22 protein-coding genes and 1 pseudogene are annotated in these 23,727 nt (G+C 73.7%); 13 read left to right on the forward strand and 10 right to left on the reverse strand.

What is annotated here, in order from left to right; all coding sequences use genetic code 11:
• Nucleotides 1-23: 23 nt before the first annotated feature.
• The gene (locus tag ACFYUZ_RS17260) at nt 24-1,619 is read right to left on the reverse strand and encodes an FAD-binding oxidoreductase (RefSeq protein WP_389309916.1); all 1,596 of its coding nucleotides are present in this window, start codon (nt 1,617-1,619) and stop codon (nt 24-26) included.
• Between the two features lie 74 nt (nt 1,620-1,693).
• Here ACFYUZ_RS17260 and ACFYUZ_RS17265 point away from each other — a divergent pair, with 74 nt between their 5' ends.
• The 3 genes and pseudogenes from ACFYUZ_RS17265 to ACFYUZ_RS17275 all read left to right on the forward strand — a co-directional run.
• Nucleotides 1,694-2,293 (forward strand): TetR/AcrR family transcriptional regulator, encoded by a 600-nt coding sequence (locus tag ACFYUZ_RS17265; protein WP_389309919.1) that lies wholly within the window; start codon nt 1,694-1,696, stop codon nt 2,291-2,293.
• Nucleotides 2,290-3,858, forward strand: a complete 1,569-nt coding sequence (locus tag ACFYUZ_RS17270; protein WP_389309922.1) for a glycerol-3-phosphate dehydrogenase/oxidase — start codon at nt 2,290-2,292, stop codon at nt 3,856-3,858. The genes ACFYUZ_RS17265 and ACFYUZ_RS17270 overlap by 4 nt, the downstream gene beginning before the upstream one ends.
• Nucleotides 3,859-4,023: 165 nt before the next feature.
• Nucleotides 4,024-4,307 (forward strand): annotated as a pseudogene (locus ACFYUZ_RS17275) (VOC family protein); the annotation flags it as partial.
• A 252-nt stretch (nt 4,308-4,559) separates the two neighbouring features.
• On the opposite strand, the gene ACFYUZ_RS17280 reads toward ACFYUZ_RS17275, so the two are convergent.
• Nucleotides 4,560-4,979, reverse strand: coding sequence for a molybdopterin-binding protein (locus ACFYUZ_RS17280; RefSeq protein ID WP_389309925.1), 420 nt, complete (start codon nt 4,977-4,979; stop codon nt 4,560-4,562).
• A gap of 159 nt (nt 4,980-5,138) precedes the next feature.
• A complete protein-coding gene (locus ACFYUZ_RS17285) occupies nt 5,139-5,672 on the reverse strand; it encodes a DUF3291 domain-containing protein (protein WP_389309927.1) in 534 nt (177 codons plus the stop codon).
• A 277-nt stretch (nt 5,673-5,949) separates the two neighbouring features.
• On the opposite strand from ACFYUZ_RS17285, the gene ACFYUZ_RS17290 reads away from it, so the two are divergent.
• Nucleotides 5,950-6,180: a hypothetical protein gene (locus ACFYUZ_RS17290; protein ID WP_389309929.1), complete on the forward strand. Its 231-nt coding sequence runs from the start codon at nt 5,950-5,952 to the stop codon at nt 6,178-6,180.
• A gap of 176 nt (nt 6,181-6,356) precedes the next feature.
• Nucleotides 6,357-6,554 (forward strand): hypothetical protein, encoded by a 198-nt coding sequence (locus ACFYUZ_RS17295; protein ID WP_389309932.1) that lies wholly within the window; start codon nt 6,357-6,359, stop codon nt 6,552-6,554.
• A gap of 147 nt (nt 6,555-6,701) precedes the next feature.
• Here ACFYUZ_RS17295 and ACFYUZ_RS17300 read toward each other — a convergent pair whose 3' ends face one another.
• Together ACFYUZ_RS17300 and ACFYUZ_RS17305 are read right to left on the reverse strand one after the other, a co-directional pair.
• Nucleotides 6,702-8,390, reverse strand: a complete 1,689-nt coding sequence (locus ACFYUZ_RS17300; protein ID WP_389309935.1) for a protein kinase — start codon at nt 8,388-8,390, stop codon at nt 6,702-6,704.
• 236 nt (nt 8,391-8,626) lie between these two features.
• Nucleotides 8,627-9,550 carry an NADP-dependent oxidoreductase gene (locus ACFYUZ_RS17305; RefSeq protein WP_389310292.1) on the reverse strand — a complete coding sequence of 308 codons (924 nt, stop codon included), beginning with the start codon at nt 9,548-9,550 and terminating at the stop codon, nt 8,627-8,629.
• Nucleotides 9,551-9,679: 129 nt separating this feature from the next.
• On the opposite strand from ACFYUZ_RS17305, the gene ACFYUZ_RS17310 reads away from it, so the two are divergent.
• Nucleotides 9,680-10,744, forward strand: a complete 1,065-nt coding sequence (locus tag ACFYUZ_RS17310) for a GlxA family transcriptional regulator (protein WP_389309938.1) — start codon at nt 9,680-9,682, stop codon at nt 10,742-10,744.
• A gap of 239 nt (nt 10,745-10,983) precedes the next feature.
• The gene (locus ACFYUZ_RS17315) at nt 10,984-11,976 is read left to right on the forward strand and encodes a glutathione S-transferase family protein (RefSeq protein WP_389309941.1); all 993 of its coding nucleotides are present in this window, start codon (nt 10,984-10,986) and stop codon (nt 11,974-11,976) included.
• 37 nt (nt 11,977-12,013) lie between these two features.
• On the opposite strand, the gene ACFYUZ_RS17320 is transcribed toward ACFYUZ_RS17315, so the two are convergent.
• The gene (locus ACFYUZ_RS17320) at nt 12,014-13,291 is read right to left on the reverse strand and encodes a geranylgeranyl reductase family protein (protein ID WP_389309943.1); all 1,278 of its coding nucleotides are present in this window, start codon (nt 13,289-13,291) and stop codon (nt 12,014-12,016) included.
• Nucleotides 13,292-13,515: 224 nt separating this feature from the next.
• Between ACFYUZ_RS17320 and ACFYUZ_RS17325 the strand changes: the two genes are divergently transcribed.
• Nucleotides 13,516-14,709, forward strand: a complete 1,194-nt coding sequence (locus ACFYUZ_RS17325; RefSeq protein WP_389309946.1) for a hypothetical protein — start codon at nt 13,516-13,518, stop codon at nt 14,707-14,709.
• 123 nt (nt 14,710-14,832) lie between these two features.
• Here ACFYUZ_RS17325 and ACFYUZ_RS17330 read toward each other — a convergent pair whose 3' ends face one another.
• A complete protein-coding gene (locus ACFYUZ_RS17330) occupies nt 14,833-15,798 on the reverse strand; it encodes a pirin family protein (RefSeq protein ID WP_389309949.1) in 966 nt (321 codons plus the stop codon).
• A 104-nt stretch (nt 15,799-15,902) separates the two neighbouring features.
• Between ACFYUZ_RS17330 and ACFYUZ_RS17335 the strand changes: the two genes are divergently transcribed.
• From ACFYUZ_RS17335 to ACFYUZ_RS17345, 3 genes are all read left to right on the forward strand, one after another.
• Entirely contained in the window at nt 15,903-16,247 is a 345-nt protein-coding gene (locus tag ACFYUZ_RS17335) for a tetratricopeptide repeat protein (RefSeq protein ID WP_389309952.1), read from the forward strand.
• Nucleotides 16,248-16,298: 51 nt separating this feature from the next.
• Nucleotides 16,299-16,751, forward strand: coding sequence for a DUF6153 family protein (locus ACFYUZ_RS17340; RefSeq protein WP_389309955.1), 453 nt, complete (start codon nt 16,299-16,301; stop codon nt 16,749-16,751).
• 98 nt (nt 16,752-16,849) lie between these two features.
• The gene (locus ACFYUZ_RS17345; protein ID WP_389309958.1) at nt 16,850-17,503 is read left to right on the forward strand and encodes a DUF305 domain-containing protein; all 654 of its coding nucleotides are present in this window, start codon (nt 16,850-16,852) and stop codon (nt 17,501-17,503) included.
• A 239-nt stretch (nt 17,504-17,742) separates the two neighbouring features.
• On the opposite strand, the gene ACFYUZ_RS17350 is transcribed toward ACFYUZ_RS17345, so the two are convergent.
• Complete coding sequence (locus ACFYUZ_RS17350; protein WP_389309961.1) at nt 17,743-19,404, reverse strand: amidohydrolase; 1,662 nt, start codon at nt 19,402-19,404, stop codon at nt 17,743-17,745.
• A gap of 122 nt (nt 19,405-19,526) precedes the next feature.
• On the reverse strand, nt 19,527-20,930 hold the full coding sequence (locus tag ACFYUZ_RS17355) for a purine-cytosine permease family protein (protein WP_389309964.1): 1,404 nt from the start codon (nt 20,928-20,930) through the stop codon (nt 19,527-19,529).
• 161 nt (nt 20,931-21,091) lie between these two features.
• Between ACFYUZ_RS17355 and ACFYUZ_RS17360 the strand changes: the two genes are divergently transcribed.
• Complete coding sequence (locus tag ACFYUZ_RS17360) at nt 21,092-21,718, forward strand: TetR/AcrR family transcriptional regulator (RefSeq protein WP_389310294.1); 627 nt, start codon at nt 21,092-21,094, stop codon at nt 21,716-21,718.
• A 7-nt stretch (nt 21,719-21,725) separates the two neighbouring features.
• Here ACFYUZ_RS17360 and ACFYUZ_RS17365 read toward each other — a convergent pair whose 3' ends face one another.
• On the reverse strand, nt 21,726-23,168 hold the full coding sequence (locus ACFYUZ_RS17365) for a dihydrolipoyl dehydrogenase family protein (RefSeq protein WP_389309967.1): 1,443 nt from the start codon (nt 23,166-23,168) through the stop codon (nt 21,726-21,728).
• Between the two features lie 113 nt (nt 23,169-23,281).
• Here ACFYUZ_RS17365 and trxA point away from each other — a divergent pair, with 113 nt between their 5' ends.
• Nucleotides 23,282-23,650: a thioredoxin gene (gene trxA / locus ACFYUZ_RS17370; RefSeq protein WP_389309970.1), complete on the forward strand. Its 369-nt coding sequence runs from the start codon at nt 23,282-23,284 to the stop codon at nt 23,648-23,650.
• Nucleotides 23,651-23,727: the final 77 nt, after the last annotated feature.

Here is a 23,727-nt window from a genome sequence, read left to right on the forward strand (position 1 = left end):
GCGGGTGGGGTTCAGCGGGAGGATCAGCGGACGGGGATGAGGACCCCGGGGCTGAGCACGCCGGACGGGTCGATCTCGGCCTTGACCGCCTGGAGCATGCGGATGCCGAGGGGACCGACCTCCCGGGCGTACCAGTCGCGGTGGTCGGTGCCGACGCCGTGGTGGTGGCTGATGGTGCCGCCCGCCGCCAGGATCGCGTCGTTGGCCGCCCGCTTCGCCGGCGCCCAGTGCGCGACGGGGTCCTCGCCCTGTGCGGAGACGACGGTGAAGTACAGCGAGGCGCCGTTCTCGTAGGTGTGCGAGATGTGGCACATGACGAGCGGCGGGGTGCCGGCCTCGGTGAGGGTGCGGGTCAGCGTGTCGCGTACCGCCGCGTACAGGCCGGGGATCGCGGACCAGAAGGCGGCCGTCTCCAGCGTCTCGGCGAACGCCCCGGCGTCGAGCAGCGCGTCGCGCAGGTAGGGCGCGTCGTAACGGCCGTGCTCCCACTTGTCGCCGGCCTCCTCGCCGAGGAACTCGCCGTCGCAGGCGAGGAGGACCTCGCGGGCGGCGGCGCGGCGGGCGGCCGTGTCGGCCTCGGTGCCCTCGAAGCCGACGACGGCCATGCAGCCGGGGTTCTGCGGGAGCTCGGTGTCGCCGATGGCATCCGGCTGCGCCAGTCCGATGAAGGTCTCGGACTCGTCCGACAGCCGCAGCACCGTGGGGCGCGGGCCGTCCTGGGCGAGTCGGCGCAGTGCCGCCGTGCCCGCTTCGAAGGAGGCGAAGCGCCAGGCCTCGTAGATCCGCTTCTGCGGCAGCGGGCGGATGCGTACGGTCACCGAGGTGATCACGCCGAGGGCGCCTTCGGAGCCGAGGATCAGCTGGCGCAGGTCGGGGCCGGCCGCGGAGCGCGGGGCCCGGCCGCTCCACAGCGTGCCTTCGGGGGTGGCGACCTTCAGGCCGAGGACCATCTCGTCGAAGCGGCCGTAGCCGGCCGAGGCCTGGCCGCTGGAGCGGGCCGCGGCGAAGCCGCCGATGGACGCCCATTCGAAGGACTGCGGGAAGTGGCCGAGCGTCCAGCCCCGCTCGTTGAGCAGCGCCTCGCACCGGGGGCCGCGCAGGCCGGGGTGGAGGGTGGCGGTGCGCGACACCTCGTCGATGGCGAGGAGCTGGTCGAGGCGCCGCAGGTCGAGGGCGACGAAGGGCCGCTTCGTGGTGGGCGCGAGGCCGCCGACGACGGAGGTGCCGCCGCCGAACGGGACGACGGACAGGCCGTGCTCCGCGCAGGCCCGCAGCACGGCGAGGACCTCGTCGTGGCCGGCGGGCAGGACGACGGCGGCCGGGATGTCGTCGACCTCGCCCGCGCGGATGCGCAGGAGGTCGGGGGTCGACTTGCCGCGGGTGTGCCGGATGCGGCTCTCGGCGTCGTCCCGCAGGGCGTCGGGGGCGGCGACGGCGGCGCGCAGCGCCCTGGTCGCCTCGTCGGTCAGCGCCGGGGCGGGCACTTCGATGTCGGCGAGGTCGGACGGGCCGCTCTCGCGCGGCGTGACACCGAGCAGGTCCCGCAGCAGGCCGGTCACCGATTCGGGCAGGGGCGCCGCCTTGGCCGGGTCGCCCCAGCCACTCCACAACATGTCCACTTCGAGAGGTTCCTCACGGTCTGTTTCACGGACAGCGCTGCCGCTCGGCCCGCACTGGCATTACACTGTGACAGATGACGCCCATTCGTCACAACCATGCGGACGCAGATCCCGTACTCGACGCCGCACGCGACTGCGTGCTCGCCGTCGGCGTGCGGCGAACCACCCTCACCGACGTCGCCCGGCGCGCCGGCGTGTCCCGGATGACGCTGTACCGACGCTGGCCCGACGTGCGCACCCTCGTCGGCGACCTGATGACCCGTGAATGGATCGCCGTCGCCGCCGACGCCATGCCGCCCCCCGGGGACGACCGCCCCGAACGGGCCCGGATCGTCGAGGGACTGGTGGCGGGAGTCGCCGCGTTCCGGTCCCATCCGCTGTTCCGGAAGATCCTCGACGTCGACCCCGAGCTGCTGCTGCCGTACGTCCTCGACCGGCGGGGCGCCAGCCAGGACGCCCTGCTCGGGCTCCTCGTCACGGCACTGGACGAAGGACACGAGGACGGTTCCGTACGACGCGTCCACCCCGACCTGCAGGCCCGGTCCCTGCTGCTCGTCGTCCAGTCCTTCACGCTCTCCCTGCGCACCATGGCCGACGAGGACGATCCCGAACTGAGCGAAGCCGCCTTCCTCGAAGAGCTGCGCACCCTGCTGGAGAGGACCCTCGCCCCATGAACCCCACGAGCAGCACCGCCCTGCCCGGCTCCTCGCTGAACGCCGAGCGGCGCCGGCGCGCACTGGACCGGCTCGCCGACGGCGACACGGTCGACGTGCTCGTCGTCGGGCTCGGCGCCACCGGAGCCGGAGCCGCGCTCGACGCCGCGACCCGCGGGCTCAGCGTCGCCGCGATCGACGCCCACGACCTCGCGTTCGGCACCTCCCGCTGGAGCTCCAAGCTGATCCACGGCGGACTGCGCTACCTCGCGTCCGGGCAGCTCGACGTCGCCCACGAGAGCGCCGTCGAGCGCGGCATCCTCATGGAGCGCACCGCCCCCCACCTCGTCCGCGCCCAGCCCTTCGTGCTCCCCCTCACCCCGCTGGTCAGCCGCGGCCAGGCCGCCCTCGCCCGCGCCGGATTCGTGGCGGGCGACCTGCTGCGCGTCGGCGCCCGCACCTCGCGCCGCACGCTGCCGCAGCCGCGCACGCTGTCCGCCGTCGAGACCCGCCACCTCGCCCCGGCCCTGCGCCCCGTCGGCCTGCGCGGCGGACTGCTCTCCTGGGACGGACGGCTCTCCGACGACGCACGCCTGGTGACCGCGATCGCCCGCACCGCGGCCGCCTACGGCGCCCACGTCCTCACCCGCGTCCGGGCCCTGGAACTCCGCGGCGACGGCGCGCTGGTGCGCGACGAGACCACCGGCCAGGAGCTGCGCGTCCGCGCCCGCACCGTCGTCAACGCGACCGGAGTCTGGGCGGGCGGCCTCGTCGACGACGTGCGTCTGCGGCCCTCGCGCGGCACCCACCTCGTCCTGCGGTCGGAGACCCTCGGCCGCCTCTCCGCCGGACTGCACATCCCGATCCCCGGCGAGACGAACCGCTTCGTCCTGGTCCTGCCCCAGGGCGACGGACGCGTGTACGTCGGCCTCACCGACGAGCCCGTCGACGGCGACGTCCCCGACGTTCCGGAGGTCCCCGAGACCGACATCGGTTTCCTCCTCGACGTCCTCGGCTCCGCCCTCGACGTCACCGTCCACCGCTCCGACGTGGTCGGGGCCTTCGCCGGACTGCGGCCCCTGCTCGACACCCGGGACCCGGAGGGCCGCACCGCCGACATCTCGCGCAAGCACGCCGTGCTCACGTCGCCCGACGGCGTCGTCACCGTCGTCGGCGGCAAGCTGACCACCTACCGCCGCATGGCCCAGGACGCCGTCGACGCGGCCGTCGCCGTCCGCGGCCTGACCGCCGGCGCGTGCCGCACCGCGTCCGTCCCCCTCGTCGGCGCGGCCCGCCCGGAGACCCTCGCCGGTCTCGACGTCCCGCCCCGCCTCGTACAGCGCTACGGTTCCGAGGCCCCGGCCGTCCACGCCCTCGCTCTCGAAGACCCCGCCCTCGCCGAGCCCGTCGTGCCCGGCCACCCCGTCACGGGCGCCGAACTGGTGTGGGCGGTCCGCCACGAAGGCGCCCTCGACACCTCCGACCTCCTCGACCGCCGCACCCGCATCGGCCTGGTCCCGGAGGACCGCGCCCTCGCCGAAGAAGCGGCCCTGGACGCCCTCGCCCGTACGGCCCCGGTGGGGTGAACGGCACGGGGCCCCGTCCGGCCCCGTGATCGGCGGAGCCGCCGCACCCGCCCTCGGCGGGAGGGTGCGGCGGCTCCTCGTGCGCGGAACGAGCGGAACGCGCCCTACGGTGCGACCAGGGCCCAGCCCGATGGAGGCGCCAGGAGATGCCCTTGGAGGCGTTCCTTGTCGGTCGAGTTGGATCACACGATCGTCCACGCCGGGACAACCGGGAGTCGGCGGAGTTCTTCGCCGACCTGCTGGGCCTTGAGATCACCGCCGAGGGGGGTCCGTTCGTCGCGGTCGACCTGAGCAACGGCGTCACGCTGGACTTCGCCACGGCCCCGGCGGACAGGACAACTCCCCAGCACTATGCCTTCCTCGTCTCCGAGGAGGAGTTCGACTCCGCGTACGCGAAGATCGCACAGCGCGGCATCGAGCACTACGCCGATCCCGCCGGAAACGGCCCGAACGAGACGTTCGGTACGGCCTGGCGCCGGCACAAGCGGATGTCCGGTCCGGACCGCACATCCTGCTCCCCTACGAGGCGAGCCCGCCGGGCCGCATCACCGGGCGGCGGTTGTACGCGGAGGTCGGGCGCGGCGCGGGACGGGTCCGGCAGGGGGCGGTCGAGGGCAGGGCCCTGGCACGCTTCGCCGAGGAACGAGGGAGGGCCGCGCTCTTGTCCTCGGGAGCGCGGCCCTCTCGCGCGGCGCGAGTGATCAGGCGGCGGAGAGGGAGATCTCGGTCGACTTGATCAGGGCGACGACGGACGTGCCGGCGTTCAGGCCGAGCTCCTCGACGGCGTCCTTGGTGATGGCCGCGGTCAGCTCGCCGCCCCCGACGGAGACCTTCACCGAGCCCATGGCGCCGCCGGTCGACACCTCGGTGACGGAGCCGGCGAGCTGGTTGCGGATGGAGATGCCCTCCACCGGGCCGGTCGCGAGGGCGACTTCGGTCGACTTCACCAGGGCCTGGACCGCGGAGCCCTCGGCCAGACCCAGGTCCTTGACGGCGTCGGCGGTGATGGCGGCGGTGATGTCCTGACCGCCGGCCAGGCGCACCTTCACCGACGCCATGGCCTCGCCCGTGGTGACGGCGGTGACCGTGCCGGGGAGCCGGTTACGAATGGACAGGGTCATGGGAACACGCCTCGCAAGAACCGGGAATGAGCAACCGTCACTTCTGTGACCTGCACTGTCGCCGACGCTACCCGAGGAAAATCCCCTGTCGTCATCATGCGTCGCATCCACCAGCCGAACGGACGAATTCCCTCGCCCGTTCCAGGAGGGCCCCCGACGTCAGTCTTTCAAGCCCGTACGCGGAGTTCCGTCCGGGGCGAACGCGTGGTGGAAGGTGAAGGCGTGCGGCGCGGAGCCGTGGTCGTGGAGGTGTTCCAGCCTGGAGACGCCGTCCTGCCAGGTGGGTGTCACGCCGTCGGAGACCCACCAGAACACGTGACTCGGGTGTCCCGTCCTCTCGAACCAGTCGTAACGCCGGTTCAGCGCCTCACGGTGCAGACCGGTGTAGACGGCGTCGAAGGCGGAGCGCAGGTCGGTCCAGAGCGAGAGGGTCGTGGCCAGGGCGGTGGTTTCCACCGTACGGCCCTTGTCGTACCACGTCGGTACGGCGAACTCTCCCCATGCGCCCCAGTCGGCGTCGAAGAGCCGGCCCCGGTCACCGCCCGCCGCTTCGGCACGAGCGAGGTACCCGGGGTGCCGGCCGATCTTCCGGTAGACGGCCTCACCCCTCTCGTAGAACTCGCGCGTGAGGGGTCCGGGATCGGAGAGGGGCGACTTCAGGACGCCGAACGTATACAGGGCAAGAAAGGGCATGCGTCTCTTCCTGGTGGGGGTGCCTGGTGCGGATCCGGTTCGGTGGCTTGGGCATGGGCGAGGATTCGTGGGGCGCGGCCGGCTCGTCCCGTCGCGGACGACTCGGCCTGAAGGAACTCCCGTACGACCGTGGGCGATCGCCGAGGACCAGGTGAAGGTAGCCGCCTCCGCGGTCCCTGTCGAACTTGCGTTTTCCCTGCCCAAGTGGCCTCTCGCACAGGTCATCACGGGGCTGGGGCGGTGACGGGCGGGCATGCTGCGAGGGGCCGCTCGCCGCGTGGTCCTCGGTCGGTACCTCGGTTTCGCGACCTTCCTGGCCGTCGCCGTGGCGGCGGCGTCCGGCGCCGGCGCGATGGCGGTGTACGTGGCCGTCTTCCTCGTCCTGATCGCGATCGGGCCGCTGATCCTCGTCGAGGGCGGAGCCTTCGGCATGTGGCCGGCGTGTCGGACCGCTCGACACGAAGTCGCATGCACCAGACCTGATCTGGCGCACACCTCGCAGATGTGACCCTCGCCCTTTGATTTCCTCTTGGATGATCATCCGTACCCAGGCCGCCCGCGAGGGTCCGTTTCCGTGTCTCGGTCCCATCGCCCTTCACCGCGAAGCCTGTTTGACTGCTCACACCGGCCCAGCGCGGAGGAGTGGCTCTCGCCGCGAAGGACAACCGGCCAGGAGGCCCCCGCGTGCCGCTCGCGGTGTTCGGCGCGCGGGGGCCCTGCCGTGGCCGCGCCCCGTTCCGCGCGCCTGCCGTCCCCGCGTCTCACGACCACCTCCTCGCCGAGAACGACCTCCGTCCCGCCCTGGAGACGACGGGCCGGCACCTGGACGAGCACGAGGACGCTCCCCGCCGCTTCCCGGTCAGGACCGTCCTGGGCGGCTGACACGCCCGCGGGCGTGCGACGCCTGCCACTGGGCCACGCCACGGGGGCATCCCCTTGGACGCCCGCTGGACGCCTGCGCACGTGACCGGCCCGCAGAGGGCGTCCCCGCACGGGGCGTCGGAGGCGGATGGCGCCGCAGGCGAGCGGTCAGGGCTGTTGCGTGATCGGCCGGCGTAGGTCGTCGCGGATCTTGCGGGTCTCCGCCGCGGCCACTTCCAGCGAGCTGGTCGGGGTGAACGCGATCGCGACGGTGGTGTTGTCGTCGCCCCAGCCGCACACGGTCTCGTCGTCCACCGTCGTGCAGCGGAAATCGACGTCCGAGCCGGGAGGGCGGATCGTCCTGGGCGGCTCGCCGACGGTCTCGCTGCCCGTGACGGTCATGGCTCTCATCAGGCCGTCCCGGTCCCCCTCCGGATCCTTGTACCGTCCGGACGAGCCGTACACCTGCACCGTGCGGAACACGACCCCCTTCTCCCTGCCGGTACTGGTGACGGTGTAGTCGGCGGAGTAGTGCGTCGAGCCCCTCTGGCCTCCGTTGTCCGGCTGCGGGTCCGGGGGGAGGCGGTGCTCGATGTCGCGCCCGTACGCGCCGTCCACCATCGACTCGGGAAGGACGAGTTCGTGCGTGGCCCTGGGGAAGGACGCGTCCGAGCCCGAGCCCCGGCCCGAGGCTCCGGACGCGTAGACGCCGTAGCCCGCGCCGCCGAGCACGAGCAGGGCCCCGGCCACCACCGCGACTGCCCGTCCGGTGGGCTTCCTCCCCGGCGGTGCGGTCTCCGCCTCCCGGCTCGGGGACGGTTGCCGCGGGAACCCGGACGGGGAGTCGGCGTGCGGGGACCCGGCGCCTCGGGACTCGGCGTGCGGGGCCGCGGCGACGGTCGCGGCACCGGCGACGCCCTCGGCGGTCGGTGCCGCGGCCGACACGACGGTCGGCGTCGGCACGGACGGGGCGGACGGAGCGGTCGGGGCAGGCAGGACGGACGGGGCGGGCGGGGACGCCGTCGTCGGCGGGTGGGCGGGCGCGTCGGCCGCCGGCTCCCCGGCGGTGCGAGGGGCCAGCAGGTCCAACAGCCTTTGGGCGGTCGGCCTTCGCGCCGGATCCTTGGCCAGGCAGGCGGCGACCACCGGGCGGACGCCCTCGGGCACGGCGGACAGGTCCGCCGGCTCGTGCACGGCCCGGTACATCAGCATCATCGGGGTGCCCTCCCCGAACGCCTGCCCACCGGCCGCCGCGACCAGCACCGCGCCCAGCGCGAACACATCGGCGGCGGCGCCCACTTCGAGGCCCTGGGCCTGCTCGGGGGCCAGGAAGCCGGGGGTGCCGAAGGTCGCGCCGGTTGAGGTCAGCCGGGTCGCCTCCAGGGCCCGGGAGATACCGAAGTCGAGCACGCGCGGACCGTCGTCGGCCATGATGATGTTGCCCGGCTTGAGGTCACGGTGGACGAGGCCGCAACCGTGGATGGCCTGCAGCGCCTCCGTCAACGCCGCGCCGAGCAGCCGCAGTCGGGCCTCGTCCATCGGCCCCCGCTCGGCGAGCAGTCCCGACAGCGTCGGCCCCGCGATGTAGGCGGTCGCCAGCCAGGGGGCCGGCGCGTCGGGGTCGGCGTCCACGACCTGCGCCGTATGGAACCCGCCGACCCTGCGCGCGGCGTCGACCTCGGCGCGGAACCGGGCGCGGAAGTGCGGATCGGCGGCCAGCTCGGGACGGGCCACCTTGACGGCCACGGTACGTCCGCCCCGGGACCGCGCCAGGTACACCGTCCCCATGCCACCCGCGCCCAGCGCACGCTCCACGGCGTAGTCGCCGATGCGTTCCGGCAGGTCCACGCCGTCCACGCTCCACCCCCTGTGTCGCACGTCCCCCGCTGAAATGCCGCGGATCAGTATGGCCGCCCTCTCCGCCGCGCGTCACGCGCGGACCCGCACCCGGGCGCCACCTCGTGGATCATGTGATTCCCGGGGTCGCGGAAGGCGCGGCCGCGCGCCGTGCGAGCACGCCCGCCGACCGCGACCGGGAGGGGGCGCGGTTCGCGCGGGCCGCCCGCGGGCGGCCCGCAGGGCGGGGGACGGGGTCAGGCGACCGACAGGACGATCTTGCCCGTCGTACGGCCCCGCTCACCGATCGCGTGGGCCTCCGCGGCCTCGGCGAGCGGCAGCACGGTGTCGACCACCGGCCTCAGCGCGCCCCGCTCCACCAGGGCCGCGATCTCGCGCAGGCCGAGGTGGTCGGGTTCGACCAGGACCCACGCGGCCAGTACGCCGTCCCGGGCGGCGGGCACGTCGTCCGGGCCCGGCAGCGTGATGAGCCGGCCGCCGTCACGGAGCACCTTCAGGGAGCGCTCGGCCGTCTCCCCTCCGAGACCGTCCAGCACGACGTCGATGTCGGAGACGACGTCCTCGAAGCGGGCCGCGCGGTAGTCGACCACCTCGTCGGCGCCCAGCTCCCGCACCAGGTCGTGCTTGGCCGCGCTCGCGGTGCCGACGACGTACGCGCCGCGGGCCTTGGCGATCTGCACGGCGAGGTGCCCGACCCCTCCGGCCGCGGCGTGCACCAGTACGCGCTCGCCGGGGCGGACGTCCGCCGCGTCGACGAGAGCCTGCCAGGCGGTCAGGGCGGCGAGCGGCAGCGCGGCCGCCTCCACGTGCGTGAGGGACGACGGCTTCGGCGCGAGATGGCGCGCCGGTGCCACCACGTACTCGGCGTATCCGCCCGCCTGGCGCGGGAACAGCGGCATCCCGAAGACCTCGTCGCCGGGGCGGAAGATCCCCACGCCGGGGCCGACGGCCTCGACCGTGCCGGACACGTCCCAGCCGAGGACGGGCACGTCGCCCCATCCTATGAGGGCGCCGCTCGCGCGGGTCTTCCAGTCCACCGGGTTCACCCCCGCCGCGCGCACCCGCACCAGGACCTCGTTCAGGCCCGGCTCGGGGCGCTCCACCTCGCGCTCGACCAGGTTCTCGGGTCCGCCCCACTGCTCCACGACCACCGCACGCATGCCGTCCGCCTCGCTTCCGTCTCTCATCGGGATGCCGCCGGATCCCTTCCGGCGGCGACCGCTCCACGATCGGACATTCCGCCCCGGCGAGGTGTTGGCCTCCTAGCCACTATGTGACAGGATCTGGCCATGGGTGAGATTCCGGTGACGACCGGGGGAGACGAGCGGGCGGAGGAACGGACGGGCCCGCACCGCATCGCCGTGCTCGCCCTCCCGGGCGTGCCCCCCTTCGAGCTGGGCATCCCCTCCCGGGTCTTCGGAAGCGTGGAGGACGCCGAGGGCGGGCCCCTCTACGAGGTCACCGTCTGTACGGCCGACGGCGCCCCCGTCCTCAGCGACGCCGGTTTCACCGTGCAGCCCGCGGCCGGCCCGGAGGCGCTCGCCGAAGCCGACACCGTGATCGTCCCGCCCACGCACGCCATGCCCGAGCTGAGCCGCGGAGGCCCGCTGCCGCCCGAGGTCGGCGCCGCCATCGCCGGGATCAGGCCGGGAACCCGACTGGTGTCGATCTGCTCCGGGTCGTACGTGCTCGCCGCCGCCGGTCTCCTCGACGGCCGGCCGGCCACCACCCACTGGAACCTGGCCCCGGAGTTCCGCCGGGCCTTTCCCGGGGTCAAGCTGGACGAGGAGGTGCTGTTCGTCGACGACGGCGACGTGCTCACCTCCGCGGGCGTGGCCGCCGGTGTCGACCTGTGCCTGCACATGATCCGCCGCGACCACGGCGCGGCGGCCGCCAACCGCGCCGCCCGCATGTGCGTCGTACCGCCCTGGCGAGACGGCGGGCAGGCCCAGTTCATCGACCGCCCGGTCCCCGAGCCCACCCTGGCCAGCACCACCGCCACCCGTGCCTGGGCCCTCGAACACCTCGCGGAACCGCTCACGCTGGCCCGGCTCGCCGAACACGCCCGGATGAGTCTGCGCTCCTTCACCCGCCGGTTCCGCGACGAGGTCGGCGTGACGCCCGGGCAATGGCTCACGGCCCAGCGGCTCGAACTCGCCAAGCAGCTCCTGGAGACGACCGACCTTCCGATCGACCTGGTGGCGCACCGTGCCGGGCTCGGTTCCGGGAACTCCCTGCGCGTCCACATGAGGACCGCGTTCGGCATCTCCCCCACCGCCTACCGCCGTGCCTTCGGCGGCGACGGCGCCGGCGACGAGGTCGGCGTCGTCGGGGCAGGGGCCTCCCGCCCCTGACGTCGGGGCTCTCCGGTGAGCCGGCCGGAGCCGGGCGAGGCCCTCGCCGCCGTGCCGGGGCGGCCTACTCGGTCCGCGACCGGTCGTCTCGCGCCTCGGGGCGGGCGTAGTACGGGCCGGCGCGGGTAATCGCCGGTGCATGGCCCGTCGAGAAGCCCCTCATGGAGACCGTGCGGCAGCCGCCGCAGCCGTCCGCACCCCCCGAACGGCTCCGCGGCACACGGGGAAGGTCTGGAACGATGACCGGTGACGGCGCCTTCGAGCGCGACCGCACGTACCTCACGACCAGGATCACGGCCGACGGGCGCGACGGCTATCCCGTGGAACCCGGGCGCTACCGGCTGGTCATCGCCCGGGCCTGCCCCTGGGCGAACCGCAGCGCGATCGTCCGGCGGCTGATGGGCCTGGAGGACGTGCTCTCGATGGGACTCGCCGGGCCCCTGCACGACGAGCGCAGCTGGTCCTTCCACCTGGACCCGGGCGGCCGGGACCCCGTCCTCGGCATCGAAAGGCTGCAGGAGGCGTTCTTCCGGCGCGAACCGGGCTATCGGAGCGGCATCACCGTGCCCGCGATCGTCGACGTCCCCACCGGCGAAGTGGTGACCAACGACTTCGAGCAGATCACGCTCGACCTGGGCAGCCAGTGGGCGGCCCATCAGCGGGACGGCGCGCCGGACCTCTACCCGGAGAGGTGGCGCGACGAGATCGACGACGTGGCCGCCAAGGTGTACCGGGACGTCAACGACGGCGTCTACCAGTGCGGTTTCGCCGGCGGCCAGAAGGCGTACGACGAGGCGTACCGGCGCCTGTGGGAGCGGCTGGACTGGCTGGAGCGGCGGCTCGGCGGCCGGCGCTACCTGGTCGGCGACACCCTCACGGAGGCCGACGTCCGCCTCTTCCCGACCCTCGTGCGCTTCGACGCGGTCTACCACGGCCACTTCAAGTGCAACCGGCAGAAGCTGACCGAGCTCCCGGCCCTGTGGGCCTACGCCCGGGACCTGTTCCAGACGCCGGGCTTCGGTGACACGATCGACTTCGCGCAGATCAAGGCCCACTACTACGTCGTCCATCACGACATCAATCCGACCGGGATCGTTCCCCGGGGCCCGGACACGCGGGACTGGCTCTCGCCGCACGGACGGGAGGAGCTCGGCGGCCGGCCGTTCGGCGACGGCACCCCGCCCCCACCGCCGCCCCCGGCCGAGCGCGTGCCGCCGCTCATCGGCGCCTGACCCCCGCGCGGAAGCCCGGCCGGTGCGCCCGCCCGGGTCAGGCGGCGGGGACCGCGCGCTGAAGGGCGGCGATGACGCGGTCGAGGGCGTCGGGACTGTACGGGTCCGTGAGGTTGGCCCAGAGCTTGAACATGAAGCGCTGCGTCACGGGCCGCCTCAGGCTGTGGGTGGCGACGAGCCGCATGACCTGGGGGTGGTTCAGGGCGCGCACGACGAGCCGGCCCACCGTGAAATAGCGTCCGTAGGCCTCGCGGATGACTTCGGGGTAACGCAGCAGGGCCTCCTCGCGGGTGTGGGCGGTGGGACGGGCGAGGGCACGGGCCACGGTTTCCGCGGCCAGACGGCCGGATTCCATCGCGTAGTCGATCCCCTCACCGCTGAGTGGATTGATCATTCCGCCGGCGTCGCCGGTCAGGAGCAGACCGCGGGTGTACTGCGGACGCCGGTTGAGCCCGGCGGGAAGCGGTGCGCCGCGCAGCGGGCCGTCGGCGTGCTCCTCGTCGAAGTGCCAGGCGGCGGGGAGGCGGGCGGTCCACTGCCGGAAGAGCCGCCGGTGGTCGACGTCGGGCCGGCGCCCGACGTGGAAGGTGCCGAGACCGACGTTGAAGCCGCCGTCGCCGACGGGGAAGACCCATCCGTAGCCGAACGGCATGGAGGCCCGCCCGCGACCGTCCCGGGTCTCGAGGTCGATCCAGGCCTCGAGGTGATCCCGGTTCCGGTGCGGTGAGGTGTAGTAGCGGCGTACGGCGACGCCCATGGGCCGGTCGGTGCGCTGGTGGATGCCGAGAGCGACGGCCGATCGGCTCGACGCGCCGTCGGCGGCGACCACCACCGGCGCGCGGAAGGTGCGGCGGGCGCCGTCCCGCTCCGCGACGACGCCCCCGACCCGGCCGGTGGCCGGGTCGAAGACCGGCCCGGTGACCTTGGTCCCCTCCAGGAGACGCGCCCCGGCGGCCACGGCCTGCCGGGCGAGCAGCCGGTCGAGGTCCTGCCGGGTCCGTACGAGGCCGTAGTCGGGGCAGGACGCGACGACGGGCCACGGCATCTCCACCGTCGTGCCGGAGCCGTGGACCCGCAGACCGCGCGTTCTCACCCAGCCGTCCCCCTCCACGTCGACGCCCATGCCGAGGAGTTCCCTGACGGCACGCGGTGTGAGGCCGTCCCCGCAGACCTTGTCTCGGGGGAAGACGGCCTTCTCGACCAGCAGAACGTCGTGCCCCGCCCGTGCCAGGTGGTAGCCGGCGCTGCAACCGGCGGGGCCCGCGCCGACGACGATGACGTCGGCCTCTTCGTCGCGGTGGGGGGACGGGTCCATGGGATCTTCCTCTGCTCGGCTCGTCGGAAGCGGAACGACTCCTCATCCGTACCCACGCACCGGGGATTTCGCTCGCCCCTCTTCGGAGTGACGCCGCCCGTGGGAGGGAGTGCCCGCCCCGGCGGCCCGGGATCCGGTTCACGACGGCGAGTACGGGGTACCGCTTCCCTCGTTCGTGCCGCGGACCATACTGGTCGGGCCCTGATCGCCCACTGAATGGTTCCATGGCCAAGAACAGCGCTTCATCGACCACCGTCCCCGACACCGTCTGGCTCGGGCGCGGGCGTCACCTCGGGCCCGAGCCCGAGCAGGACGTCCGGCGCAACCTGCTCGCCCTCAAGGCGGCCCGGGTGATCGACGACTTCCTGGAACTCGACCCCGTCGAGGCGGCGCGTTCCACCGACCTGTACCCCCGGGACGAGTCCGCGGACCCCGGCCCGTCCGCCCGCCGCCTCTTCGAGGCCCGCTGGTGCGTGGCCGACGGCGTCACGGTGCGCGCGCAGCTGACCACGTACGACCCCGAGTCCCGCCGCACGAAGAGCGAGGGCGTCACCTGGGTCCTCGCCGCCGAGGCCGAGCGGGCGTGGGAAGCGAGCTGGCCGTCACCCGCCACCGTGTTCTGGCCCGACAGCGACCGGGTCGCATGGGACCACGAGACGGTGCCGGGCGTGCGCCTGCGGACGGCGAACCACCTGCCGAAGGACGACGACGAGTTGCGCCGCCTGCTGCGGGCCTGCACCCGGCAGAGCTGGTTCATCCATGTCGTGGTGCACGAGGCGATGACGCCGGACGTCCTGGGACGCCGGCCGGTCACGGCGTTCCTGCCACCGAGCCTGCGGCACCGGGTGGTCGAACACCGGGCCACGCCGGAGCAGGCGCTGATCGCCGACTTCGTGATGAAGCGTGAGCTGGGTGTGGGGATACCGCGCGGCGGCGCCGTCGTCCTGCCCCCGACGCCTCAGGCCCTCGACGACGACGCGGAGCGCTTCACGGTGCGCAACGTCTTCCTGGACGGCACGGAGCCCACCGAACTCCTCCGCAAGATCGTGGAGTTCGCCTCGCTGCCCCAGCCGCTGCCGGCCGACGCCGAACCGGTCCTGACACGGCTGCGTCAAGGCTGGCACCTGTTCACCCCCGCCGAGGAACTGGCCCACGCGCGGGCCATGGTCACCAAGTACGCCAAGGCGCTCGAAGCCATGACGGCCTCCTGCGACCTGTACCGGGAGGCCGCCGAGGCGGCGCTCGAAGCCCTCGCCGAGGCGACCGGCGGCGACGGCACACCCCGGACGGCCCCGCCGACGGCGGCCAAGGAGGACTCCTCGCCCTGGAGGACCCTCACGAAGACGCTCACCCGCTTCCGGGGCCCGAACCCCCAAGCGCCGGACGCGGAGGTCCAGCAGCGTCCGCACGGCCAGTGAGAGGTACGGGAGGACGGACCGACCGGGCTCCGCGCCCGGTGCGGCCAAGTGCGGCGCCGGCGCGCCGGCGGGCGGGACGAGCAGACCTCCTGCCGGCAGCGGCCGGCAGGAGGGAAGGCCGGGTCAGCGCACCCGACCCCGCGCCTTCAGCTGGGTCGGGGGGACCTCCGGGGCGTCGAGGCGGTCGCCGTCGTAGCCCTTGACCTCGCCGAAGCGGTCGGAGGTCATCCAGTCGTCCCTCGCCTTGCGGATCTCCTCGTCCGTGCGGCCCACGAAGTTCCACCACATCACGATCTCCTCCTCGAAGGGTTCCCCGCCGAGGAGCATCAGGCCCGCGTCGGAGTCGGCGCGGAGGGGGAGTTCCGTGCGGCCGCAGCCGAGGTAGAGCATGGAGCCGGGCAGGACGGGGACGCCGTCGACGTGGGCCTCGCCGGACATGCCGAGGACCGCGTACTCGAAGTCGGGCTCCAGGGGCAGGCTCGTCTCGGCCCCCGCCGTGAGGGCGAGGTCCGCGCCGATGAGCGGGGTGTACGTGGTGCCCGGCGAGGCCGCTCCGTCGAGGGCGCCGAGGATCACCGTGGCGGTGAGGCCGGGCGCGGTGACCCGGGGCAGGTCGGCGTGGTGCTGGAAGTGCGGCTCCACGTGCCGGTGGGCGTCGGGGAGGGCGACCCAGAGCTGGGCGCCGTGCAGGAAGCGGGCGTGCGGCCGGGGGCTCTCCTCCGAGTGGGAGATCGCGCGGCCCGAGGTCATGAGGCCCAGTTCGCGGGGGCGGATGGTCTGCAGGCTGCCGGTGGAGTCGCGGTGGAGCACCTCGCCCTCGTGGAGCCAGCTGACGGTCTGCAGGCCCATGTGCGGGTGGGGCGGGACCTGCATGCCGGGCTCGTCGGCGATGTCGTCGGGGCCGTAGTGGTCGACGAAGGCCCAGGCTCCGACCATGCGCCGGCCGAGGTTCGGGAGCAGTCTGCGGACCTCGGTCGACTCGCCGAGCCGGACGCGGCGGGGGCTGAGCAGCTCCCGTACCGGTTCGGCGACGACGAAGCCGCGGCCGCCGCACACGGACAGAGTGGCCTGACGATCGAGATTGCTCATGACGCTCAACCCATCCTTGATGGAATGTTCAACTAACCGGCGGTGTTGACGTGGTCGACCACCTCCCAGGGTGGCAGATCGGAAGCTCTGGAAAGGGAGCGCAAGTGAGCGACACGTACTACGAGTTCGGCACGGCCGGGGAACGCTGGGAGCGGGCGCAGCTGTTCTTCGACGCGAAGGAGTACGGAACCGCCGTCCGCATCCTGCGGGGCCTCGTCGCCGAGCACCCGGAGCAGACGGCCCAGCGCCTCCTCCTCGCCCGGGCCTACTACCACTCCGCGCAGCTCTCCCGCGCCGAGTCCGAGCTGCGCGCCGTCCTGGAGCGCGACCCGGTCGAGCACTACGCCCGTCTGATGCTCGGGCGCACCCTGGAGCGCCTGGGCCGCCGGGACGAGGCCGCGCCGCACCTGCGGATGGCCGCGGCCATGACGGGCGAGAGCCCGTCCTGACGCGCCGCTGATACCCCCGCGCGGTATATTCGCCGCCAGGAGGTCCTGGCTGTGCGTACACACCGAGCGGAACGCGGTGAGCGAGCGGGAGGTGCCATCGGGCACCTCCTGCTCGTCGTCGTGCTCGCGCTCGGGGTGTTCCTGATGCACGCCGTCGGCCACCCCGAGGGCTCCGGCGGAGGCATGGACACGGGCACGGGCACGGATGCCGTGTCCGTCCCGCACCATGGCTCCCCCGCGCACGACCCCGCGCCGCACGCCGGCTCGTCGCACTCCGGTGGGGGCTCCGACGCCCGGCACGAACCGGGTACGGGGATGGACATGACCACCCTCTGCGTGGCCGTCCTCGGCGCCTGGCTGCTCGCGGGACTCGTCCGGGCCGCGCTCGGACGCCGCCCCGACCGGCTCGCCCTCCCCCTCGCGCGGCTCGTCCGCGCCGTCGGGCCGCACGCCCCTCCCCCAGGGCCTCCCGACCTCGCCCAGCTGTCCGTGCTGCGGATCTAGACCGAACCCGACGCGCCCGGGCCGCTCCACGCCGCCCCCGCGCGCCGCCGGTCGTTCCCTTCTCACCCGTACGTACAGACAGCACACGAGGTGTCCCCATGCACGCCTTCACGCACCGCACCATCCGCAAGCTCGCCCTGGCCGGGGCGCTCGCCGGGGCCGGACTGCTCCTGACCGCCTGCGGCACCGACGCCGGCATGAACGGGATGGACCACGGCGGTACGTCCGCCACGTCCTCCGCCGCCCCTTCCGCCGTCGCCTCCGCTCCCGCCGCCGGCGCGGACTCCGCCCCCGGGCGCTTCAACGACGCGGACGTCATGTTCGCGCAGATGATGATCCCCCACCACGAGCAGGCCCTGGAGATGGCGGAGCTCGCCGACGGCCGGGCCGAGGACCCCGAGGTCAAGAAGCTGGTCGCCGCGATCGAGGGGGCCCAGGACCCGGAGATCCGGAAGATGAGGACCTGGCTGAAGGGCTGGGGCAAGCCGGAGTCCGCCGGCCACGGCTCCGGGCACGGCATGGCCGGGATGATGTCCGACCAGGACATGAAGGACCTGGCCGCCACGAAGGGCAGGGCCTTCGACCGGAAGTTCGCGGAGCTGATGATCGCCCACCACGACGGCGCCGTCGCCATGGCGAAGGACGAGCAGAAGAACGGCGCCAACGCCACGGCCAGGGAGCTCGCCGACGACGTCGTGCGGACCCAGTCCGCCGAGGTCGACCAGCTGCGGAAGATCCTCGACCGCCTCTGAGGCCGTCCGGCGCCGGGGCGGCCCGTCCCTCCTCGGACGGGCCGCCCCCGCCGTCGTGCCCGCGCCTCCCCCGCCTTCGACCGGACGGCCCCGGCCGGAAGCCGTGGAGGCGCGGTACGAGCGGTACAGGGTCCCGGCGGCCGTTCCGTCACACCCGTCGGGACCTTCACACCGGTCGGGATCCGTCGTACCGGTCGGGATCCGTCACGCTCCGGCCGCCGGCCCTGGAGCGCGGATCGTCACGCCCCCGGTCGCCGGTCCACGACCACCTCGCCGCCCACCACGACCGTCTCTGCCACCGTGCCCGGGATCTCCTCGGGGGCGATGCGGAGGATGTCGCGGGAGAGGACGACGAAGTCGGCGAGCTTGCCCACCGTCAGCGAGCCGCGCTCGTGCTCCAGGAAGTTGGCGTAGGCCGAGCCCATCGTGTAGCCCTCGACGGCGGTGGCGACGTCGATGGTCTCGCCGGCCGTCCAGGCCTCGCCGCCGCCGGGCGGCCGGCGGGTGACGGCCGCGTGGATGCCGACCATGGGGTCCATCTCGGCGACGTTCCAGTCGCTGGAGAGGGCGAGGACGGCGCCGGCCGCGTGCAGGCTGCGCAGCGGCCAGGCCTTGTGCCAGCGCTCGGGGCCGACGTTCTCGGCCCAGTCCTGGCCGGGCCCGGCGATGTCGGGGGCGGCGTGCCGGGGCTGCATGCAGGCGACGACGCCGAGCTCGGCGAAGCGCGGGGTGTCGGCCGGGTCGAGGCACTCGACGTGGACGACCTGGTGGCGGGCGTCGCGCGGCCCGTTGACGGCGCGGGCCCGCTCGACGGCGTCGAGGACGGTGCGGATGCCCCGGTCGCCGGTGGCGTGGACGAAGCACTGGAAGCCGCGCGCGTCGAGCCGGGTGAGCAGCTCGGCGAACTCCTCGGGCGGGTAGAAGGTGTCGCCGCGGTGGTGGGAGCAGCCGGCGTACGGCTCCAGGAGGGCGGCGGTGCGGGGCTCGACGACGTCGTCGATGTACAGCTTGAGCGGCCCGACCCGCAGCCGGTCGTCGGCGTACTCGTCGGCCGCCGTCTCGAAGTCGTCCAGGTCCGCCTCGGTGGTGCCGCGCGGGTGGAAGAGCGCGGCGACGATCCGTGAGCGGAGCCGGCCCTCGGCGCGGGCGCGCTCGAAGAGGGCGAGGTCGTCGAGGGAGTTCTGCGGTTCGACGACGGTGGTGATGCCGAAGCCGATGGCGTCGTCCAGGCTCTTGGCGAGCCGCCCGTACTGCCGGTCGGGCGAGGCCCAGGGCAGGCCGAGCTCGCGCAGGGCGCGGTGGCCCTCGCGGGAGAGGCCCTTGACGGCGAAGTCCTTGACGAAGCCGGTGGGCTCGCCGGTGGCGGGGTCGGTGACGGCCCGTCCGAAGGGGAGGTCGGTGTGGTCGCGGTCGACGCCGAGTCGGCGGAGGGCGGCGGTGTTGAGCCAGGCGGTGTGGACGTCGTAGCTGAGGACGAGGGCGGGGGTGTCCCCGGTGGCCGGGTCGAGGTCGGCGGCGGTGGGCATCCGCCCGTCGGGGATCGCGGAGTAGTCGAAGGCCTCGGCCTCGATCCACCCGGCGTCCGGGTGGGCCGCGTGCCAGGTGCGGACGCGCGTGTGGATCTCGTCGAGGGTGCGGGCTCCGGCGAGCTGGACGCAGGCGTCGTCGGAGCCGAGGCGGACGTGGTTGTGGGCGTCGACGAAGCCGGGCAGGACGAGTCGCCCGCCGGCGTCGAGGATCCGGGTGTCGGGGCCCGTCCAGTCGGCCGCTCCGGCGGCGGCGCCGATCCAGACGACGCGTCCGGCGCGGACGGCGAGGGCTTCGGCCTCGGGGAGCGCCGGGTCGACGGTGTGGATGCGGGCGCCGGTGAGGACGAGGTCGGCGGGGGCGGTGGGGTTCATGGGGCGGTGCTCCGTGTCGTGCGGGAGGAGGGTCAGGGGGGAGGGGGACGGTTACTGGGCGGGGGCGGTTACCGGACGGGGAGCCGGTTACCGGACGGGGAGCCGGTTACCGGACGGGGCGGTCACCGGACGGGGGTCACGGTGCGGCGGGCGAGGAGCACGTACACCAGGGCGGAGACGACGGCGCCGAGGAGCGTGAGGTCCGCGCCGCCGAGCGGGGCGACGAGGGGGCCGGTCCACAGCTCGGAGTCGCAGGTGAGCGCGGAGAAGAGGAGGCCCGCGAGGAGGGCGGTCATGCCGGCCGGGTGCCAGCCGGAGCGGTACCAGTAGGCGCCGCCGGTGTCCGCGTGCAGGGCGGCGGAGTCGTAGGTGCAGCGGCGGAGCACCATGTCGGCGAGGAAGACGCCGCCCCAGGGGGCGAAGACGATGATCAGGAGGGAGAGGAAGGAGAGGAGGGAGGTGGTGAAGTCGGTGAGGAAGAGGGCGCCGAGGGAGCCGGCGGCGGTGACGGCCGCGCTGATGACGATGGCGCGGGACCGGCTCCAGGGAATGCCGAGGACCTGGAGGTTCAGGCTCGACGAGTAGAGCGTGATGATCGAGTTGGTGACGGAGCCGCCGAGCACCAGGGCGAGGAAGAGCGGCTGGAACCAGCCGGGGAGGAGGCTCTCGGTGCCCGCGACGGCGTCGGTCATGTCGACCTGGGTCGCTGCGGCCACCCCGGCGACGCCGAGGGCGACGGAGGAGACGAAGCCGCCGAGGGCGCCGCTCCAGGTGACGGCCCTGAGGCTGGTCGTGCGGGGCAGGTAGCGGGTGTAGTCGGCGGGCATGGGGAGGTACGAGAAGGGGCCGGCCAGCATGACGACGAAGGCGAGGCTCCAGCCGGAGGCGCCGGGCGCGGCGGCGGGGGCGGAGGTGTCGGCGCCGGGCAGGACGAGGACGAGCAGGGCGGCGAAGCCCGCGGCGAGGACGTACGCCATCCAGCGCTCGGCGAACTGGACGGTGGCGTGGCCCCAGAGGGCGACGGCGAAGGTCAGCGCGAGGGTGACGGCGAGCGCGAGGGCGCGGGCGGTGTGGCCGCCGTTCCAGCCGAGGTCGGTGAAGAAGGCTTCGAGGGCGAGGGTGCCGACCACGGTGTTGACGATGGTGTAGCCGATGCTGACGATCCAGTTCAGCAGGCCGGCGGGCCAGTTGCCGCGGCGGCCGAAGGCCGCGCGGGAGATGACGAGGGTGGCGGTGCCGGTGCGCACGCCGCTGAGGCCCGCCGCCCCGATGGCGGCGAAGGAGAGGCCGCCGAGCACCACGACGGCGGTGGCCTGCCAGAAGGAGAGTCCGAAGGCGACGGCGAGGGCGCCGTTGATGACGTAGGTGAAGGTGAGGTTCGAGCCGAACCAGAGCCAGAAGACGTCCTTGGCCCCGCCGTGCCGTTCGGCGTCGGGGATGGGGTCGATCCCGTGCTCCTCGACCTGGAAGACCTCGTCGGTCGCCGGCCGGCCCGTGGTCACGGGCGCCGTCTCGTGTTCGAGCACATCGCACTCCTGTCATGGATGCCGTCTTGAATGCCGTTCTAAATTTAGAACGGCATTCAAGATGGGCGAGGGGCCCGGGCCGCGTCAAGACCTCCGGAGGTTGCGGTTAGGGTCGACCCCGGACACGGGACGCGATGGAACGGCAGGACGGGACGGCAGCGGTGGCAGGCGCGGCACGACGGCGGGACGGGAACGTCACCCAGGAGCGGATGCTGGAGGAGGCCATGGCGGCGATCGCCGAGGACGGCCTCGCCTCCCTCACCATGTCGGCGCTCGCCGAGCGGCTCGGCACCAGCGGCGGCCACATCCTGTACTACTTCGGCAGCAAGGACCTGCTGCTGCTCGCCGCCCTCCGGTGGAGCGAGGCCGCGCTCGCCGAGGAGCGGCGCGCGCTCCTCGGCCGGCGGATCACGGCCGAGCGCAAGCTCGACCTCTTCCTGCGGCTCTACCTCCCGCGCGGCCCGCGCGATCCGCGCTGGACCCTGTGGATCGAGCTCTGGGCCCGCACCCCCGGCAACACGGCGCTCCGCGAGGCACAGGCCGAACTGGACACGGGCTGGCAGGAGGACCTGGAGGCCCTGCTCACGACGGGCGCGGCGCGACGGCGTTTCGCCCCGCTGGACGCCGCCGCCCGCGCCTCCGAACTCCTGGCCCTCCTCGACGGGTTGAGCACCCGGGTGGTCCTCGGCCAGGAGCCGGGCCGGGACCCCCGGTCCGCCGTCGAGGCCGCTCGTTCGGCGGCGCGCGCCCTGATCCCTCCGTACTCCCCCGATTCCACGACCGGTTGACGGAGCATCAGCCCCGGTAGGCCTCCAGGAGGCGCAGCCACGCCTCGCTCAGCGTCGGATAGGCGGGGACGGCGTGCCACAGCCGGGCGATCGGCACCTCGCCCGTGACGGCGACGGTCGCCGAGTGGAGGAGCTCCCCGATGCCGGGCCCCACGAAGGCGGCGCCGAGGACCACCTCCCGGTCCAGGTCGACGACCATCCGGGCGTGCCCCCGGTACCCCCGGGCGTAGAGTCCGGCCCCGGCGACCTGCCGCATGTCGAGGTCCACGGCCCGGACCCGGTACCCGGCGCGCTCCGCCTCGGCGAGGGTGAGCCCGACGGAGGCCGCCTCCGGGTCGCTGAACACGACCTGCGGCACGGCGGCGTGGTCGGCGGTGGCCGCGTGCGCGCCCCACCGCCCGGTGTCCAGGGAGGCGTCGCCCCGCGCGCGGGCGGCGATCGCGGCACCCGCAATGCGGGCCTGGTACTTGCCCTGGTGGGTCATGAGCGCGCGGTGGTTGACGTCCCCGACGGCGTAGAGCCAGTCGCTCCCGGTGACCCGGAGGCTGTCGTCGACGTCCAGCCAGGAGCCCGGTGTCAGACCGACCGTCTCCAGGCCGATGTCCTCGGTGCGCGGCCTGCGGCCGGTCGCGAAGAGGACCTCGTCGCCCTCGACGTGGTCGCCGCCCTCCAGGACCACGGTGACCGGGCCGGTGCCCCCGTCGCGCACCACCGCGCTCACCGTCACGCCCGTCCGGACGTCCGCGCCGCGCGTGCCGAGCGCGGCGGCCACGTGCTCGCCGAGGAACGGCTCCATGCGCGGCAGCAGCCCCCCGCCCCGTACGAGCAGGGTCACCTTCGACCCGAGGGCCTGCCAGGCGGTGGCCATCTCCACGCCCACCACTCCCCCGCCGACCACGACGAGCCGCTCGGGCACCCGGTCGGAGCTGGTCGCCTCCCGGCTGGTCCAGGGATGCGCCCCGGGCAGTCCCGGCAGCTCCGGCAGGAGGGCGCGGGTGCCGGTGCAGACGGCGACGGCGTGCCGGGCGGTGAGCACGTGCCGCTCGCCCTCGGGGCCCGCGACCTCGACCCGGCGCGGCCCGAGGAGCCGTCCATGGCCCCGGAACACCCGGACGCCCACGGAGTCCAGCCAGTCGAGCTGCCCCTCGTCCTTCCAGTGCCCGACGACCTCGTCCCGGTGGGCGAGGACCTCCATCGCGTCCAGCGGGCCGTAGACCGACTCGCGCAGCCCGGCGACCTTGCGGGCGTCGGAGCGGGCGATCGCGGGGCGGAGCAGCGCCTTGCTGGGCATGCAGGCCCAGTAGGAGCACTCGCCGCCGATCAGCTCGCTCTCGACGATCGCCGCGGTGAGGCCGCCGGCCCGCACGCGGTCGACGACGTTCTCGCCGACCGGGCCCGCGCCGATCACGACGACGTCGTAGGTGTGCTCGTCTTCCACCGTTCGTGTCATGGGTCCCAGTCTGGTGCCGGAGGCACGGAATAGCGCGGCTCGATACGCCGTTGTGCCGGGCGAGTCCCCGGGGGACCGTGAGGACACGCCAGGAGACCCGAAAGGCAGGCAGCATGAGCACCGTAGAGCTCACCAAGGACAACTTCGACGAGATCGTGAGCGGGAACGAGTTCGTGCTCATCGATTTCTGGGCTTCGTGGTGCGGCCCCTGCCGTCAGTTCGCCCCCGTCTTCGAAGCGGCCTCCGAGCGGCACCAGGACCTCGTCTTCGCCAAGGTCGACACCGAGGCCCAGCAGGAACTGGCGGCGGCGTTCGAGATCCGCTCGATCCCGACCCTGATGATCGTCCGCGACAACGTGGCCGTCTTCGCACAGCCCGGCGCCCTGCCGGAGACCGCACTCGAAGACGTCATCGGACAGGCCCGACAGCTGGACATGGACGAGGTCCGCAAGTCCATCGCGGACGCCCAGCAGCAGAAGTGACCCACCACGGGAGGGGTACGGGAGACCCTCCCGCACCCCTCCCGCCGGTCCGAACCCCGCCACGGGACCCGTCACAA

It is taken from the genome of Streptomyces sp. NPDC004266 (genome assembly GCF_042874095.1).
GTDB lineage: Bacteria > Actinomycetota > Actinomycetes > Streptomycetales > Streptomycetaceae > Streptomyces.

Excerpts from the sequence above, each read along its gene's own strand:
- ACFYUZ_RS17305 (WP_389310292.1), bottom strand. The coding sequence starts at position 9,550 with ATGCGTGCGGTGGTCGTGGAGCAGTGGGGCGGACCCGAGAACCTGGTC.
- ACFYUZ_RS17310 (WP_389309938.1), top strand. The coding sequence starts at position 9,680 with ATGGGTGAGATTCCGGTGACGACCGGGGGAGACGAGCGGGCGGAGGAA.
- ACFYUZ_RS17345 (WP_389309958.1), top strand. The coding sequence starts at position 16,850 with ATGCACGCCTTCACGCACCGCACCATCCGCAAGCTCGCCCTGGCCGGG.
- trxA (WP_389309970.1), top strand. The coding sequence starts at position 23,282 with ATGAGCACCGTAGAGCTCACCAAGGACAACTTCGACGAGATCGTGAGC.
- ACFYUZ_RS17285 (WP_389309927.1), bottom strand. The coding sequence starts at position 5,672 with ATGCCCTTTCTTGCCCTGTATACGTTCGGCGTCCTGAAGTCGCCCCTC.
- ACFYUZ_RS17365 (WP_389309967.1), bottom strand. The coding sequence starts at position 23,168 with ATGACACGAACGGTGGAAGACGAGCACACCTACGACGTCGTCGTGATC.
- ACFYUZ_RS17330 (WP_389309949.1), bottom strand. The coding sequence starts at position 15,798 with ATGAGCAATCTCGATCGTCAGGCCACTCTGTCCGTGTGCGGCGGCCGC.
- ACFYUZ_RS17350 (WP_389309961.1), bottom strand. The coding sequence starts at position 19,404 with ATGAACCCCACCGCCCCCGCCGACCTCGTCCTCACCGGCGCCCGCATC.
- ACFYUZ_RS17270 (WP_389309922.1), top strand. The coding sequence starts at position 2,290 with ATGAACCCCACGAGCAGCACCGCCCTGCCCGGCTCCTCGCTGAACGCC.
- ACFYUZ_RS17280 (WP_389309925.1), bottom strand. The coding sequence starts at position 4,979 with ATGACCCTGTCCATTCGTAACCGGCTCCCCGGCACGGTCACCGCCGTC.
- ACFYUZ_RS17320 (WP_389309943.1), bottom strand. The coding sequence starts at position 13,291 with ATGGACCCGTCCCCCCACCGCGACGAAGAGGCCGACGTCATCGTCGTC.
- ACFYUZ_RS17315 (WP_389309941.1), top strand. The coding sequence starts at position 10,984 with ATGACCGGTGACGGCGCCTTCGAGCGCGACCGCACGTACCTCACGACC.
- ACFYUZ_RS17265 (WP_389309919.1), top strand. The coding sequence starts at position 1,694 with ATGACGCCCATTCGTCACAACCATGCGGACGCAGATCCCGTACTCGAC.
- ACFYUZ_RS17325 (WP_389309946.1), top strand. The coding sequence starts at position 13,516 with ATGGCCAAGAACAGCGCTTCATCGACCACCGTCCCCGACACCGTCTGG.